Annotated in this window: 16 protein-coding genes; 4 read left to right on the plus strand and 12 right to left on the minus strand. The window is 58.8% G+C overall.

Going from position 1 to position 15623, the window contains the following annotated elements; translation table 11 throughout:
• Positions 1-2 precede the first annotated feature (2 nt).
• From ACFPO9_RS16975 to ACFPO9_RS17025, 11 genes are all read right to left on the minus strand, one after another.
• Positions 3-824: a TrbG/VirB9 family P-type conjugative transfer protein gene (locus ACFPO9_RS16975; protein WP_379772459.1), complete on the minus strand. Its 822-nt coding sequence runs from the start codon at positions 822-824 to the stop codon at positions 3-5.
• A complete protein-coding gene (locus ACFPO9_RS16980) occupies positions 821-1534 on the minus strand; it encodes a VirB8 family type IV secretion system protein (RefSeq protein ID WP_379772462.1) in 714 nt (237 codons plus the stop codon). Before ACFPO9_RS16980 ends, ACFPO9_RS16975 begins: the two co-directional genes overlap by 4 nt.
• Before the next feature lie 116 nt (positions 1535-1650).
• A complete protein-coding gene (locus tag ACFPO9_RS16985) occupies positions 1651-2526 on the minus strand; it encodes an OmpA family protein (RefSeq protein ID WP_379772464.1) in 876 nt (291 codons plus the stop codon).
• Positions 2527-2556: 30 nt separating this feature from the next.
• Positions 2557-3699 carry a hypothetical protein gene (locus ACFPO9_RS16990; protein ID WP_379772466.1) on the minus strand — a complete coding sequence of 381 codons (1143 nt, stop codon included), beginning with the start codon at positions 3697-3699 and terminating at the stop codon, positions 2557-2559.
• A 58-nt stretch (positions 3700-3757) separates the two neighbouring features.
• Positions 3758-4489 carry a hypothetical protein gene (locus tag ACFPO9_RS16995; RefSeq protein ID WP_379772468.1) on the minus strand — a complete coding sequence of 244 codons (732 nt, stop codon included), beginning with the start codon at positions 4487-4489 and terminating at the stop codon, positions 3758-3760.
• A gap of 27 nt (positions 4490-4516) precedes the next feature.
• Positions 4517-6985, minus strand: coding sequence for a VirB4 family type IV secretion system protein (locus ACFPO9_RS17000; RefSeq protein WP_379772470.1), 2469 nt, complete (start codon positions 6983-6985; stop codon positions 4517-4519).
• 4 nt (positions 6986-6989) lie between these two features.
• A complete protein-coding gene (locus ACFPO9_RS17005) occupies positions 6990-7319 on the minus strand; it encodes a hypothetical protein (protein WP_379772472.1) in 330 nt (109 codons plus the stop codon).
• Positions 7316-7630 (minus strand): hypothetical protein, encoded by a 315-nt coding sequence (locus ACFPO9_RS17010; RefSeq protein ID WP_379772474.1) that lies wholly within the window; start codon positions 7628-7630, stop codon positions 7316-7318. The genes ACFPO9_RS17005 and ACFPO9_RS17010 overlap by 4 nt, the downstream gene beginning before the upstream one ends.
• 43 nt (positions 7631-7673) lie before the next feature.
• Complete coding sequence (locus tag ACFPO9_RS17015) at positions 7674-8660, minus strand: CpaF family protein (protein ID WP_379772477.1); 987 nt, start codon at positions 8658-8660, stop codon at positions 7674-7676.
• 175 nt (positions 8661-8835) lie between these two features.
• Positions 8836-10644 carry an ATP-dependent helicase gene (locus ACFPO9_RS17020; protein ID WP_379772480.1) on the minus strand — a complete coding sequence of 603 codons (1809 nt, stop codon included), beginning with the start codon at positions 10642-10644 and terminating at the stop codon, positions 8836-8838.
• Positions 10641-11435, minus strand: coding sequence for a hypothetical protein (locus tag ACFPO9_RS17025; protein ID WP_379772483.1), 795 nt, complete (start codon positions 11433-11435; stop codon positions 10641-10643). The genes ACFPO9_RS17020 and ACFPO9_RS17025 overlap by 4 nt, the downstream gene beginning before the upstream one ends.
• Positions 11436-11659: 224 nt before the next feature.
• Here ACFPO9_RS17025 and ACFPO9_RS17030 point away from each other — a divergent pair, with 224 nt between their 5' ends.
• The 4 genes from ACFPO9_RS17030 to ACFPO9_RS17045 all read left to right on the plus strand — a co-directional run bounded on the left by ACFPO9_RS17030 (position 11660) and on the right by ACFPO9_RS17045 (position 15074).
• Positions 11660-12130 carry a hypothetical protein gene (locus tag ACFPO9_RS17030; protein WP_379772486.1) on the plus strand — a complete coding sequence of 157 codons (471 nt, stop codon included), beginning with the start codon at positions 11660-11662 and terminating at the stop codon, positions 12128-12130.
• 208 nt (positions 12131-12338) lie between these two features.
• On the plus strand, positions 12339-12536 hold the full coding sequence (locus tag ACFPO9_RS17035; protein WP_379772488.1) for a hypothetical protein: 198 nt from the start codon (positions 12339-12341) through the stop codon (positions 12534-12536).
• Positions 12537-12539: 3 nt separating this feature from the next.
• Positions 12540-13070: an AAA family ATPase gene (locus ACFPO9_RS17040; protein ID WP_379772491.1), complete on the plus strand. Its 531-nt coding sequence runs from the start codon at positions 12540-12542 to the stop codon at positions 13068-13070.
• 63 nt (positions 13071-13133) lie between these two features.
• The gene (locus ACFPO9_RS17045) at positions 13134-15074 is read left to right on the plus strand and encodes a cold-shock protein (RefSeq protein WP_379772494.1); all 1941 of its coding nucleotides are present in this window, start codon (positions 13134-13136) and stop codon (positions 15072-15074) included.
• Between the two features lie 289 nt (positions 15075-15363).
• On the opposite strand, the gene ACFPO9_RS17050 is transcribed toward ACFPO9_RS17045, so the two are convergent.
• Positions 15364-15615 (minus strand): hypothetical protein, encoded by a 252-nt coding sequence (locus ACFPO9_RS17050; protein ID WP_379772497.1) that lies wholly within the window; start codon positions 15613-15615, stop codon positions 15364-15366.
• Positions 15616-15623 lie beyond the last annotated feature (8 nt).

The following is a 15623-nucleotide window of genomic DNA, read 5'->3' on the forward strand; positions in this document are numbered from 1 at the left end:
GCTTATTGCCCCCACTTCGGCTCAAAGGCACTGCGCTTGGTGATCCGCACTTCAGTATTGCCGAGCTTGAGAAGCAGCTTCGTCGCCACGCGCTCGACTACGATCATGTTGCCCTTGACCTGGTAGTTGATTAGGGACGGCTTGTTGTCGCCGTCCAGCAGGAAAATCGCCGGACTGTCTTGGGTGTTTGGCATGATGAGGAACGTGAACTTACCGTTGCTGTATGCGGTCGTCGGTTTGAACGGCGCCTCCCCTTCGATCTTGAAACCGAAGTCCAGCGATGCCGGATCGACGTTCGTCGTGACTACTTGGGCCGAAAGGCGGTTCTGCTCGGCTTCAACGGCAGCGACTTCCGTTTCCTTGCGCAGCTTCACTTCCATCTCGCGGTCAGGATAGAAAAAACTAACTTTTTGGAAGACCTGTGCCGAAGTGCTGCGCCCAGCGATCAGCTGGAACTGGTAAGTCCTCTTGTTGGTGACGATCGTGAGCGAGGTCTCGAGGTCAAAGCGCAGCGGCTTGATGAAAAGGTTGCGGGGGCCGCCCGTGACGATCCACTGAGCCTGGTCGCCGATTGCAGGCGTTTCCTTTACACCTTCGTCTTCGCCCAGCTCCAGATGCGTCGTCAGATTCGGAAGTGCCAAGATGCGAAAAATTACGTCGGGAGAATAGGTGTAGCGAACGATCCGGTTTTCTTTCGGCGCGGGAATGGGCTGTGCTGAAACGTCTTCGGTAACAGCGACCGCCACAGTCTTGTGTGCCGGAGCCGCGATAGCCAATACAGGGATCATCAACGCCACGAACGCGGCAATCTTGTTGAGCTTCATTTTGTGACGGATTCCTCAGTGAGGTTGATGTTCGTGATAAACAGTCCAGCCGGGTTCTTCATGACCTCTGCGCGGGTTGTTGGCTTTACGCGCGTGAACGAGACCGTCATCGCGTACGTCACAACCATTGGCGTAGATTCCGGCGTCAGGCGCGTGATCGTACGGAACCGGACAAGCGCCACATCATCCTTGATGAAGTTGATCGTGGTGAATTCGTAGGTTCGGCTGTATTGCGGATAATCACGCATCGAAATGAGCGGGTTGTCCTTGCGGCGCATCTCTTGCAACTGTGCTTTTGCAGTGCCGATTACCAGCTCGCCTGATTCGGTTAAGGTGCCATCGATGGTGGCGCGGTTCACGTCGAACACGCTGTTGGCCCACTTGTTGATGAAGTACGCGATCGAGTCACTATCGGGTGCCCAGTTTCCGACTGCCGTGCCATCAGCAACGAGTCGGCCGCCATCGACTTTATTGACCTGGAAGGTCTGCACAGTCTTGAGCGGCAATGCAATGTTCCAGCCTATGCCGTTCGCAACATGACCGGCGGCCAGCACAAGGGCAATCAGGAACCACCGGTTGCGTTCGAGGGTGGGGCGAGCGCCGCGCTCGAAGTGCTCCAACGCGGTTTCCTTGGCGAGGTGGCCGGGAGCGAAGTCCGGAGGCGTTGCACCGGAGGCCGACTTTTTGGTGGTGACAGGCTGATTTTTCATCCCTCCATTTTCTCTAATGTTTCCCGCCGACAAGCCCTGATTGGTTATAAGAAATCGATGCGATTTGTAGGTCAAAAAAAAACCCCGCCAGGGCGGGGTCGGTCCAGGTAGGTCGGTCAGGTGCCGACTATTTCGACTCGACGATTGGCTGCGCGGCCAGCTGGCGAGCGGTTGTCGGCAATGAACTTTCCAGCACCGTCAAAGCTCACCACGATCTTGGCCGGCGCCACGCCCATCGAGAGTAAATAGCGTTTCGCTGCTTCCGCCCGCGCCTTGGCCAGCGCAACACTTCCATTCGTCGCGAAGTCGCTATCGGTGAAGCCGCGGACGGAAATGTTCTGTGCAGTGTGTGACAGAGCGAGCAGTTGAGTGCGTTGCTCATGTGCGGGATTGAATTGACGGCTGTTATTCTGGAATGACACGATAACGACGCTCGGTTCAGTCGCATCGACACGGCCAGCATCGGCGACCGCACTCGCCGGCCTGTCGGGAGCGGGCTCGTGAGCCGCTGCCGCGATCATCGTTTTCAGCTCAGCTATTTCTTTTCGCATTCGGGCAATCTCGGCGGCGATTGCTTCATCCGAGTCGGCAGCCGTCAACTTAGTTCCAGCCAAGGTGGTCACGCTTCTCGGCGCAGGTGTCACCGGCGCAGGCAATACGTTCGGCGCCGGCTCCTTGCGGATAACGCGGGAGGCGGCTGCCGGGCTCGAAACGGTGAAGGATGAATACATTCCAGCCAAGACGGCATTCTGTCCAACAATCTTGAAAACGATAGGGGCGTTCTTACCGTCGAGGAAATGGGTCGTTTTCAGATTCATATCCCGCAACTGCACGACCGTATTTCCGCTCAGGTCGAACACTTGGACGATGCCGTTTGCCTTCGCGTTGTCGACCTCGTAGTTGAAACCGATCCCCGTAGTAGGTGCGGTCGTGCACGAGGCCAGCATCGCGGCCGTTGAGCAAATCAGAATAGCCAGTCTGAATTTCTTCATGGTCTTAAATACATTTCCCTATAACGGTTTTCACTTGCTGCCCATCCTTGACTTGGCGAACCTGAACGCCTTTTGCCCGGCCCCGACGAGGCCGTTGGCGGTACCACGCGTACCCTTGCCCAGATTCTTCGTACCTTCCGCAGCTTTCTTGCCAGCAGCGACGACCGCGCCGCCGCTACTCTTCGACACGCCCACATGTCCTGGGAACAGTGCACTCGCAATGCTCGGCGCCTGGCTGACCATACTATTAATCGTCAACATGAGGATTGCCATGATCACCAAGCCAACAGCAGTCGGCTCATTGGTGTTTTGTGCGACACCCACGCTTTTCATCAATCCAGCAGCGATGATGAAGATAACGTTAATTACGCCGGTGAGCCCCGCAGAAATGACGATAAATTGCAACCATTTCGAAAAGTAGTCGCGTGTCCAGGGTGTCACTAAGCCTGCGATCATGATTGGACCAAAGGCGACGCCCACCGCGAAAAGGAAGGGACCGATCAGCAGAAGGCCAAGAACTTCGGCCACGCCGATCAGTAGCAACACCAGAACCGCCAACGCAAAGAATACAGTTGCAATGAGATCGACCAGGGCCAGCATGAAATTTGGCGAAACGGTCAGCATTTTGCTAAACGAAAAAGCCTTGCCCATGTCCTTAAACGCAGTGCCGACAGCCGACGTGACCTTCCCGATCACCACTGTATATACGTCGAGGATTGCATTAAAGGGATCTTGGCCGCCACTCCCAAGGTGACGGAATACATCTAAAAGCTTTTCAAATTTCGGCAGCAACATAGCGTATTGGCTAATGAAAGCTGCTGCAAAAATACATGGGATACCGACGTCGAAGAGTACCTGCAGCATTGACGTCGTCCGGCCACTGAGGAACTGCAGCACCTCGTAGAACAGGTAGACAACGGCGAGGGCGCCGGCGATTCCGAGCGCGGTTGTGGTCACTGTCGCAGCGATTGAGTAGCCCGATGTGGCGAGTGTCTCGCCAAGTTCTCGCCCTGCTTTCCGGCCAACCTCCCGTACAGCACCGTCCATCTTATCGAAGAAACTGCCAGCTACGACTGGAGCCGTGGTCTCGGCCGGGGTCTCGGCTGCGTTCGCACCCTGTAGCGTCATCAGCGCGAGAAGGAAGGCGACAGTGATAAATTTTAGGAAGTTCATTAGTGGCTTTGGGATGGCATGAGTCGGGCGATGGATGGCTCAACGCCACATCAATAGGTCAATATTTCGCTGCAGCGTCACGCAGGCGTTGCTGTCGAGCGTTCAGTAGCTTGATGGTTTCATCGCTACTTTTGTTTTCGTCCCTTACTTCGTCTTGCCTCTTCGTATCGGCGATACGCTGGTTGGCTGCGAGGATGGAAATGATCTGCTGATTTTGGCCGATCAGGACGTCAATCGATGCGCCCAAGGCCTGTATTGCTTCGGTCTGACCTCCAACAGTATTCAGCCTATTCACGATGGCTTGTCGCTGACTTGCAGTCTGCTGCATCGAGGCGTTAATCGCACGGTAGCGCTGCGCCGAGGTTTCCCGCTGCTGCAGCTCCAGCTGGTCGCGCGAGGTCACGTATTCTTCCCACGACATATTCGATGCTCCATATTTAGCCTTGACACGCTCGGTCAGCTCGGCCGACTGCTGGAAATCATTTTCGAGCCGTCCATCTACAGATTGCAGTTGCTTATAAAGGCCGAGCGCCTCCTTCACCTGGGCGAGACGATCCATGTCCGTTATTGCCTTGACGGACTTGGCCATGTTGATTGCGGCCTGGGTTTGCTGGATCAGGGCTTTCGCCGTGTTGACTTCGTTTCTGACGCCCGCAAGTGCGGCCGAGTTATTCTGGATCCAGTTTGTCGGGTCGAACGTAATGTCTCCGATACCGAATAGGGCCGAGGCTGGCAGGGTAACTGCACATGCCGCGGCGGCCACAATAAGGTGTTTGATGTATTTATTCATCCTCGTCTGCTCCTTTTCGGTTATTCGTTACATCGACCGCACTTCGTTCAGATAATCCTTTTGCCAGCCAGGCTCGTTCGCCGCAGCGTGTTTGTCGAACACGTTGAGCACGGCTTTTTCCGAGCGCAGGTATGCCAGCGCCGCTGGCGTAAATTCGGTCGTCATCACGCGGGTGTGGCCGTCCTGCACCAAGAGGTAATCACGCTTCGGCTGCAACTCAGCGATCATGTCGATCTGATGATCTTCGAAGCCGAAGTTATTGCGGTAGTGGTGACGGTGCGTTTCGATTTTCTTGTTGTGCAGCAGGAGGAAACTGTAAATGTTGTCGAGGATCGACGCCGACATCTCAGCATTCGTCACGGACTCTGGCGACTGGATTGACATCCACAGGAAGCCGTTGCGCGAGCGGATCGCCTTGAGCCACTCGTCGATGATCGGGGCGAACCGCGGATCGTTGACGAGGAACGAGGCTTCTTCGATGTAGATAAATGTCGGGGTGCCGTCCAGCTGCGTGAAGATCTTCCGGAACACGAGGTCGATGAATGCGCGTGCAATACGGTCGACCGACAGGATCGAGGACATCTCGATCGTCGTCCAGGTCGACAGCGACAGGTCATCCACCTCATTGTCGAACATGCCGTACGGACGACCCTGCAGCCACTCCGCAAGCTCGGCCTCAAGGCGCCTGGACACGAGCACGGCCAGCCGGCTCATGCTCACTGGACCGTCGCCGAGCGACAGCTGCTCGAGCGCATTGTCCAGGTTCTGGCGATCTTCGGTGCTCGCGACGAAGCCGCCTTCGGCAAAGCGCCGCAAGATGAATTCGCGGACCCAGGTGCGGCCATCTTCGGTCCCATCGCGCATCATGGCGAGCGGGTTCAGGCGCGTGCTCCGCTTCTTCAAGTCGATGTGCTGGCCGCCGTGAAGTTTCGTTACGACTTCGCAGCTTCGATTGCGGTCGAACACGATGGTTCGGACGCCTGCGCCATACCGCTGAAACTGCGAGAGGCAGAAGTTCACGAAAGTCGACTTGCCGTTGCCGGTCGGCGCGATGATGAGCATGTGGCCCACCTGGTCGACGTGTGAGGAGAAATTGAAACGCCCGCCATATCGGTTTCCGAACACGGCCATTTGCGGTACCTGTTTACGGAATACCTGCTTCGAGAAGAATGCATGTTCGCGCCGTCCTTCATCCATCGTGTAGATCGGGCACGCGTCCGCGACGTTCTCTACTGACACCAGGTCATAGCGGGACTGCGTTGCCCACTGACCCGGCAGTAGCGCCGCGAACGCTGGCATCGCATTAATCCTCTCGCGATCGGCGGTGAACTGGTTATTTTCCAAGTTCGTCACGACGCGGTCGCAGCTGCGCTTGAGGTCGCCCTTGGTGTCGCCATACACGAACACGGACATCGCCAAATACGCATATGTGATGCCGTCGGCGCCAATGCGCTCCTGGGCTTCGCGGCAGGCATACAACATCGATTCCTTCCCTGGCTTTGTCTCGGGCTCGTTGCCGCTTGCCTTAGCGATAGCATGCGTGATGAGGCCGTATTGCGTCAGGTGGTAATACGCGATTGCCGGATCGATGGTGGCCGCGCTCTCGCCCGGGTCGAGGAAGCGAACGATCTGGCAGATCGTCATTTCCATATCCATCGCCGCCAGCGTCTCGAATAGCATCGGCGTCGTGACCGATGGCCATCCCTTGATGCCGATGACGCCCACGAAGGTCGAGCGTTGGCTGCCCTCGAATTTGATGAGGTCTGGTCCTGCTGCGACATAGTTCCGCGGCAGGTACGCGTCGAGCAGTGCACCTGCAGGCTTTTGCATCTTTGTCGGATTGCTCGCACGGTTCAATACCGCACCCAAGGCGGAGGTGAAGTCGTTGTCTTCCAGTCGCTGTAGTTTGAGCGGAACCGCGTTCTTGAAGCCGGCGATCAGGCGCTCGAACGAGATGATGTTGTCACGAAGCGTTCCGACGTCCCGCGCGAAGGCCTGTCGACCAGACAGCGATTCCTTCAAGGCCGACATCAAAGCCGAGGTGACGGCGACACCGGTCTCCGACTGGATGCGAGCGACGCGGTCGAAGAATTTATCGGTGCCGGTGCTACCGGTGAAGAGCAGGTAGAGCGTATAGCTGGTCGAAAAATGCCGGCCAGCCTTGAACCGCTCGGAGTAGATTTCGTCCAGCTCGGCTGCAGTGTCGTTCTGGAAGTCGCCAGGGACATAGCTCGTATCGCGGCGCTTGTCGACGATCCACCATGCGGTGACACGGCTATCAAATCGCGAGAAGACCTTCTGCATTTGCTCGGTGTACGAATCGACCTGGGCGTCGAACAGATCGTCGGGATCGACGCCGCGGTACTGGAACGCGGCGAGCAACGAACCGTCCTTGTTCAGGACCAGTCCAGGCGTCACATGGTTGATCCATGGGCACAGCGCCTGCAAGGGGTGGACGTCGGCTTCGTCCTCTTCACGAAATTTAATTTTCAGCATAGCTTTACATTCGCAGACCGCGACCGACCTTGTGTGGTCGCTCGAATGGTGCAGGGAGCGTTTCTCTCGATTCGGGGTGGTAGCGTTTGGCCATCATCGCGTACCGGGTATACATGGCGAAAATCAAAGGATCTTTTTTGAATGCCCAGCGAAGCGCTGCGTGGCCGGCAAAAGAGAGGCTAAACGGGATTACCGCATACCATGGGTTCGCTTCGGTAGCGACCAACAGCGCAATGAAGGCGCCCGGCCCCCAGCACAAACCGAGGGCTTTGTTGGTGACGCCGTTATTCAGGCGCGGGGCGAGCAGCGCCTGGTTGACGACCGAAGTCCTCACAGCATGACGCCAGTCTCGCAGCCCGGAGGGGCCAGGCCGGCTTTCGTGATGACGGTGGAAGCACTGATGACGATCAGCGCGGCGATGCCCACTTTGATGACGACGTCGTGCAGCTTAGCGACACCCAGAATGTGTTCGATCGCCCACATCAGCAGAGCCACCAGCGCGGCGCCGCCGACGATTCCTTTGAAGTATTTCGCGACGACGCAGAAGAAGCCGGTGCCGTCGTCAGCGGCGAACGCCAGCTGAGGCGTCATCAGGACCGCGCCGATCGCGACGCCGCGGATGATCGATTTACTTTTCGGGGACATACCTTGGTAGGCCTCCGACAAGTATTCATGCGTGGCTTGCGCTTTAGATGACATTTTCGAAAACATATTCTCCATTTTCCACTCCCTTAACTAAGCAAATTTGTTCGATGCGTCGAACCACGTTTGTCACTTCCCCGTTGGGGACGTTGCGCCTTCCGGCAAATACGACCAGGTGCACGGACTTGGCGATATACCGCCTGACGAGATCAGGCGGCATCGATGCGTTTGCCGGAAGACTCATCTGGTAAAGCATTTCTAAAGCATCCAGCGCCTGCTCGGCCGAGTCAGCGTGGATGGTCGATACGGAGCCGGGGTGGCCGGAGTTGAACGCCCTGATCAGGTCGTACGTCTCGTGCCCGCGTGTCTCGCCCAGAATCAAGCGGTCAGGCCGGAGCCGCATCGCCAACTGGACAAGATCGCGTGCGTGGATGTCGTTCGACGGATTCGACAGCAGGTTGATCACGTTCGGTACCGCGAGCTGCATTTCGCGGGAGTCTTCGATCGTCACCAGGCGCTCGTTCGGCGGGATGCGACTCAGCAGCGCGTTCAGCAGCGTCGTTTTGCCTGATCCGGTGGCGCCGGCGACAATGCAGTTGAGGCGCTGGCGAATGATGAGGTCAACTAACTTTTCCGCTTGCTCGGCGGTGAGCGCCTTCATCTCGATCAGGCGTTCGAGGGTCGGACGGTCGCCTTTGTCCTGGTGTTTTCGGATCGTGAGGAAGGAGCCATCGGGACAGGTCGGCGCTTTGGCGCCGGCGATACGCATGTCCTCGATACTCGCGCCGACAAGCGCCGATTTCGATCCGGCCAGTGCGTCCTGCCCGACGAACTTGGCCACGGCGGTAAGTGCCATGTCGATCGCGGTCGAGGTCAGAAGCTGGCCTTCGTAGGTGATGACGCCTTTCGCCTCCACGTAGACGTGGCCGCCCGGGTTGATCATCAACTCCGTTACGTCATTTCGCTCCAGGTACGGCTTAACCGGGCGCAGCTGGTCAGCGAGTACGGCTTGGATTTCGTCTATTTTGAGCATTGCTAGATTGTCGGGCAGGAGCCGAGTTGCGATTTCGCAAAAGCACCGCGAAATTGGAGAGTATTTGTTGCCGTAGGAAAAGGTTTGATGGACACGGTGGCCAGCGCTTCCGTCTCGTAAGTCGTTGTAAAGAAAGTAGACTCGATTAGATGCCTGGCAGAAATGGGGTCGAGTTTTAGCCGGGCTCGAGGCCAGCCTCGATAACGAACATGCTCGGCTTCTTGTCTCTAGTGCCAGAAATGAACAGCGCTTCTCGCGCACGCGTCATGGCGACGAACATGAGCCGCCGTTCTTCTTCCAGCGAGCTTTTTTCGGAAGGGAAGGAACCGGCCTGCAGGCCGACGATCCACACGCGATCGAATTCCAGGCCTTTTGACCCGTGCGCAGTCATCAGCATCGCTACTGGCCCGGTCTGCTCCGCTTCCGCGTCTTTTTTGTCGGCGACGCTTTGGCTCAGCTCTCGCGCACGCATCTTGGCTAGATGGTCTTCCAGGGAGCAGTCATCGACCTCATACATCTGGTGCGCGGCGTCTAGGACGGCGGGGTTGTGAGGTTTTTGCAGCGTCTCCGCAAGCCACTCGTAGACGCCATAGTTGACCGTCGCCATGTGGCCCTGCTGTTTCTGGGAGCTCCATTGCGCGTGGCGTTTGGCAAAGGTGCGCCAGATTTCGATACCGCGCTCGGATATCCCGGCGTTCTGAAAGTCGTCCTTGCTGCCGATGATGATGCTCGACCCGAACAGCCTGCGAATCTTGCCGGCGTCGTCGTTGTCCATTCCAGCCCACGCGAGAACCTGGTCGAGGTCGTTGCTGACTGGTTTTATGAGGGAGCGAAGGAGCGCCGCGTAGACTTGGACTTCCGGACAGTCGAAGATGCTGCGGCCGTCGGTCTTCCGATGCGGCACGCCGCGGGTGTGCATCGCGGCCTGCAGCAGGGTCAGTTCGTCGTTGGTCCGCGCGATGACAGCGAACGACGCGCCCTCCGCCAGTGCGCCCGCGGCTTCTTCTGCGACGGCGGCGTATTCTGTCGAAGCGTCCTTGAAGCGTTCCCAGGTGACCACCCCGCCCTCGCCCTTATGGGCGAAAAGGCGCTTTTGAATTCGTTCAGTGTTGCGGCTGATGAGCGTCTCGGCTGCCCCAAGGATCTCGGAGCGGCAGCGGTAGTTGGTGCCGAGCTGGACTTGCAAGGCACCGAACTCTTTCGTGAACCGCTCCATGCCTGAATAGCCGAGGGCACGGCGAAACGCATAGATCGACTGGTCGTCGTCGCCGACGACAGTCAGCGCGACGCCAGCGCGGCCGTGGTGCGCCGACCATTCGTACTGCGCCTTGTCGGTATCCTGATACTCGTCCACCAGCAGGTGGTCGACCGGCAGCGTGGTCATGGACTTGTCGCGCAGCGCCAGATTCGTCTTGAGGATGATGTCTTGAAAATCGATGACATGCGCTTCTTCCATCAGCTTGATGTAGATGCGCACCATCTCCTGCAGCTCAGGATCGAGGGTCTCCGGGATCTGGCCAGCCTCTTTCGCGAGCTCGATGAGCGGGGTAGCGTCACGCAGCTGAATCTTGGCGCAGCTTTCGCGGATCGCACGGATCACGTAGCCGACGCGTACGCCCTCCTTCACGAGATTCCACGGCGTCGAAAACGGGGACTGCATCTTTTCGAGGATGGCCCTGCCGAATTCGCCCTTGTGCTTTTGGGGCGATGCCATGAGCATGCAAACGCTGTGGAAGGTGCCAACCAGGAGGTTGGCTTTGGTGCGGGGGTCAGCGAGCTTCATGATGCGCTCGCGCAGCTCGAAAGCCGCGTCGCGCGTGAACGTCACGGCACAGACTTTCTCGCCTTCGTTCAGCAGCGTAGCGGCCTTAGTCGCCAGCATTTTTGTCTTGCCTGACCCCGGACATGCGATCGAAAGACAGTGTCCCACATGCAGCGCTACTTCGCGCTGCTGGGGATTGAGTTCCGAAAGGATGTCGTTCACGCCGCCAGCGCCTCGGTTTCTTGCGGGGCTGCGACTGCGGCAACTGCCTTCGGTGCCACCTTGTTGCGCATGCCGCGGAGCGTGCGGCTGATGAACTGCGCCAGGCCGCGCATTTCCTTCTTGATGTTCAGTTCTTCCATCTCGATCGCTTCGGCGTCGGCTTCGTCGTTCCAGCACAGCTTGTTGAGCGCCACGACGAATTCGTCCTGCTTGCGGAACACCGCCAGCACGCGGTTGGCCAGGCGCGTACGCAGCTGGACTTCGTGATCGGCCGCCGGCTTGGTATAGACCGGCTGGATCCAGTCCGGACGCGAGCCGTGGACGTCCAGCGCGACGCGAATACGCACCAGTTCGCCGTCGATCCGTTCTTCCATAGCGGCGATGCGCTCCACGATCGACGCCTCGAGCTTGGCAGCGGCAGCTTCGCCAACGAACATCGGGCCGCTCTTGTTGATGACGTGGATGCCGGTCTCGATGGTGGCGAAGTAGCGCTCGAACGCCGAGGCGACGACACGCTCGTTCAGTTGCGCGCGAGCGATGATGGACGCGACGCCGTCGTGGCGCTTGGCCAGATTCTCGATGCCCTTCTCGCGCTGGCGCTTGGCCTTGTTGCGCAGGATGTCGACGTTGACCGCCGAAACGGCGCCCAGGACTTGCTCGTCGACCGAGTTCGCGGCCGGTGCCGGACGCGAATCGTCCAGTGCCTGTTCGGCCATGTTCGCGGCCATATCGACTTCGGCGATCGCGGTGCGCGCTTCGGTGGTGCTCAAGCCAGTTTCTTCGATTTGCATTTTTGCCTCGGGTAAAAAAGTGTTCGGAAGCAACATGCTGCCCCGCGTTTCCTTTTATCTTCTGGCGAAACCCCCACGATTTTTAGAAGGACTCCGTGCGAGGCTCCCGGCCGAAAGCCGGCTGCTGAGGCAACGAAAGCGATTCCGTATCAATTTGCACGACATTTCGCTGCGGCAATGTTTTGCGCAGCTGCTACAGTTTGATCTTCGAAAATGGAGGCGTCGTGAATAAAGAGCGGTTTTGGCCACGCGCATTAGGCGCGGTGGCGATCGTCGCATTGGTACTGGTGACGAATGAGGGCTATCGACGGGTTCGCAGCCTAATCGACGCCGTCGACCAGTCCAAGCATGACATCGCACAGCTAAAGCGCGACCTCTACGTCCTTCAGGTACAGCTTGATAACGGCCCGGTGGCCGCGAAGCCTCAGGTTGCTGTCGCCGCGCCCGTGGTCATGAACGCTCCCACTATCCCTGCCGCTCTGCCCGTACCACTGCCGGTACCGATGGCACCAACGTTGGACCTACCCAGCGCTCCGGCCCGGCCGCGCCCTAAAGCGCAATCTAGCGACGAAACCAAAAGCCTTGTGAACGTTGTTTTGATGAGCGATGCCAAGGCCCCGGCCGCGTCGAGCGCGACAGCCAAGCCAGCAGATGGTCCGAAGATCGACGTGCGCCTGATAGGGGAATCGAAGTGAGATTCCGCCGATTGAGGTCGATGCCTCGCAGAGTCCTGGGCTTTCGGGCGCTTACATTTGTGGTCGGGCTGACCTACGTTCTCGCAACGACCGATACGATCAAACCTTTTCAGATGGCGTTCGACGGCCTTAGAAAGCTCGGCGCTGTCATAGAACCGCTGGTCAGCGCCAGCGAGAAACCCTCAACCGAAAGTGCAGGAACACCGAAATGACGAGCAACATCAGCGCCCAGGTCGCCAAAGAACATTTGGGCGACGGTCAGGACAACATCAAGGAGGCGCTCAAGACGATCCAGCGTGTCCAGAAGAGCTACCCGGACCTCGCGCCGGACCTCCAGGAGGCGACCGAACATCTGACCTCCGCCCGGGAAAAGATTCAGATCGCCGGCCAGCGGCTGCCGAAGTAAGGCATGACACTGGTCTGTCTTCTCGGCCGTCATGGTAGCGGGAAGTCCACCATCGGCGCGGATCTGGTACCACACGGCTTCCAGCACACGAGCGTTGGAGTGCTGCGCCGGCTTGCCAAGGCGTCGCAATTTCCGGTCGACGTCCCTGCTGCATTGATGATGGCGATGCGTCGGGAGCGGGCTGGCAGCCCAATGAGCGCTCTCACCGCTCAAAAGCTGGTCGATCACGCCGCCGCCTCACCGAAGGCTGTCTTGGACGGCTTTCCGTCGTCTGTCGAGCACCTCGCGCTCTTGCCGGCCCATACCGTGTTCTGCGTCGTATGGACGCCTGCAAAGCTGCGCCTGCAGCGCCTCAAGCACCGCAGCGACACCACAAAGCGCGTCTGGACCCCCGGACTGCATTCCGAGCGCGAAGCGACCTTGCCCGTCCTGCTTTGGACGCTGCGTAGGACCAGACGGTGCATCTTCGTGTCCAACTCGTCCACACCGCGCGACGCTGTTATCAAAATGTTGGAGAAACTCGGCGCAACTTGAGTTGCATTGTGGAATTTCAATGGTTAAATGGTCATAGTATTAACCACTGAAAGACCATACCTCATGAGCTACGAATTCAACAGCGCGGACAGTCTGCTCAACGACTTTCCCAATCCCTACAGGTTTCAGAACATTTTCTTGTTCGTCACCGCGGCCGTTACGATGACTGGTGCGATCGCCGTCATCCTCAGCGCGAAGGCCCTGTTCCAGGAACACAACGACAAGCTGGCGGCCGTGACGCTGTCGCTCGCTATGCTCCTGGGCGGCGTGTCCATGAAAACGCTAATCAAGGCCCTCGGCCAGGTCCGTTTCTGGCTTGGCCGCCGCTGTCCGTTGGGCCTGTGCGCCGAGCTGCCTGTGAAGGCATGTGGTGTGGGCGCTGGCACGGAGGACCTGCTCGACACAATGCGTCACCGCGCCCTCGATTTCCCCGAGCCGAAAGGCGCATTGAACGGCGTCCTCTACTCGCTGGTCAAGGACCTGATCACTTCACCAACGCCGATCCAGGCCGCAGCCGTGCTGCACTTCCACTCGATCCTGCAGATGGCCGCGCTTCTGGTATCGCTGATCGTGTCGTTCTTCGTGTTCTCCGGCACCGCGCATGAAGGTGTCGCAAGCTGGCTCTACCTGCCGGCAAGCGGGCTGTCTCTTCTCAGCCCGTTCCTTCAGCAAAGCCGCTTGAGCATGGACGCGGCGCCAGATGCCCAAGCCCAGGCCAGCACCGCCAACGGAGCGTTCTGGAAGCTTCTGGGGCTAGTGACGTTCTCGATCATGGCCCCAGTTGTGATTCCGCGCGTACTGCCGGCGCTGTCTGTCCCTCCGCTGTGGATCGCCCCTGCCCTGCTGCTGACCGGGTCGCTCGTCGCCTCGATCATCTTTTTCTGCGCCTTGATCGCGCGCCTCGATCGCGCTTCGCACACGGACGTTTCCTGCGAACAGACGACCATCGCCATGAACTGCGCCCCGGCGCAGCTCTGGACCGCAATCAGCCGCGATTTCCAGGCGTCGTGGGAGCGCTCGATTCCGAACCGCGCTTACGCCAACATCCCGCCTGACGTCTCCGAAGGCGAACGCGGTTCGTTCGGCGGCTACATCGTCGAGGAAACCCAGCCGGTGCCGACCAGCACCACGCAATACAGCACCTGGGGCGAGGCACTACAAGTAACTTCGGCGCGGCTGCTGCTGGCGCTGGACGCATGGGGCGTCGTGTGCGCCGCCAGCGCCAGCATCATCGGCGCCTACTACGCTTCGGAGTTCGCATCGATGGAGCGCATGGAAATCAGCCGCGTCCTGCTCGTCGTGATCGCCCTGTGCATGGTCGTTGTGTTGAGCCACAAGACCGGGCACCTCCTTTGGTCGCGCATGCAGTTCAAGTCGCGTCTGCTCTGGATCGAAACCAGCGGCACTTTCCAAACTAGCCAGATCGCCATCGGCAACCAGTTCAAGGGCCACACCCAGTCCAGTTCGACGTTGACCCGCATCGAGGACGCCACCTTGCGTGTGTGGGTGGCTGATATAGTCTCGGTCGTGTTCGGCAAGGATGGACACCGCAGCATCATCGCAATGGCATCGGCAGATGGCGTCGCCAAAAGCATCGCCGACCGTCTCAAGGCCTTCGCAGCTGATCAAAGCTCGGTCGCCACGCCGACGTCGGCACGCGATCTTGAACGTGCGCAGTCGATCGGTGTTCTCGATGCGGCTGTGCGCAGCGCGACGGCCGCGGCCCAGGTCGAAGAAGCCCAACGTGCAGCGTTGCGGAGCCAGCCGGCGACTGCCCAGCACCTGGCCGGGAGCTCGACGCGGAAGGCCGGCAAGGTCAAGTTCTTCAACGTCGAAAAAGCTTTCGGCTTCATCAGGGACCGTGATGGTAACGATTTCTTCTTCAATGCGAACTACGTGAAGGGCGAAGCGGCGATGACTGGCGCGGAGGTTGAATTCGAGGCCGCGCAGTCGAGCCGCGGCCCGATCGCCAAGAACGTTCACGTCGTGGGCGCCACTGTGTAAGCACGCCTGGTCCGGGATCACCGGGCGATGAAGGCAAAAAAAAGGCCCGCTGCGAAGCGGGCCTTTGTGTTGACGGACTGCCGAAACGAAGGCAGTGATTTTTTAGCGCCAGCGGCGTACCAATGGTGTAACCCGCCATGAGGCTCCATCGAGGGAGCTGGCCGTCGCGTGCAGAACGCGACCTGCGCCACGTTTGACCATCTGCGAGCCGTTCTGCTGGAATCCCAGCAAAACAAGCTCGTTTCGGCCAAAGCGGCGCGGGAGAGTTGCGTAGATCTTCGGTGCCGATTTAGGCATCGGCCACCGGGGCGGACTGTGCTTGCGGCACGATCAGGATGCTCGAGATTGCGCCCATTATCCCGTAGCCGCCAAGTTCACTTTCATATGGCTTGTGAATCAGGCGGTCGAGATAAAGACTGGTGCCGCCATCGAAAGGGACGCTGCCCAAGACGTTGGCGATTGCCGGCGAACTGGAACCCTTCCTTCGAACGACGACAATGCCGTCACCCAGGTGGACATTTGCCTCGGTAGTAGTTTCCATGTATTTTT

Source organism: Massilia aerilata, assembly GCF_042656905.1.
GTDB lineage: Bacteria > Pseudomonadota > Gammaproteobacteria > Burkholderiales > Burkholderiaceae_D > Telluria > Telluria aerilata.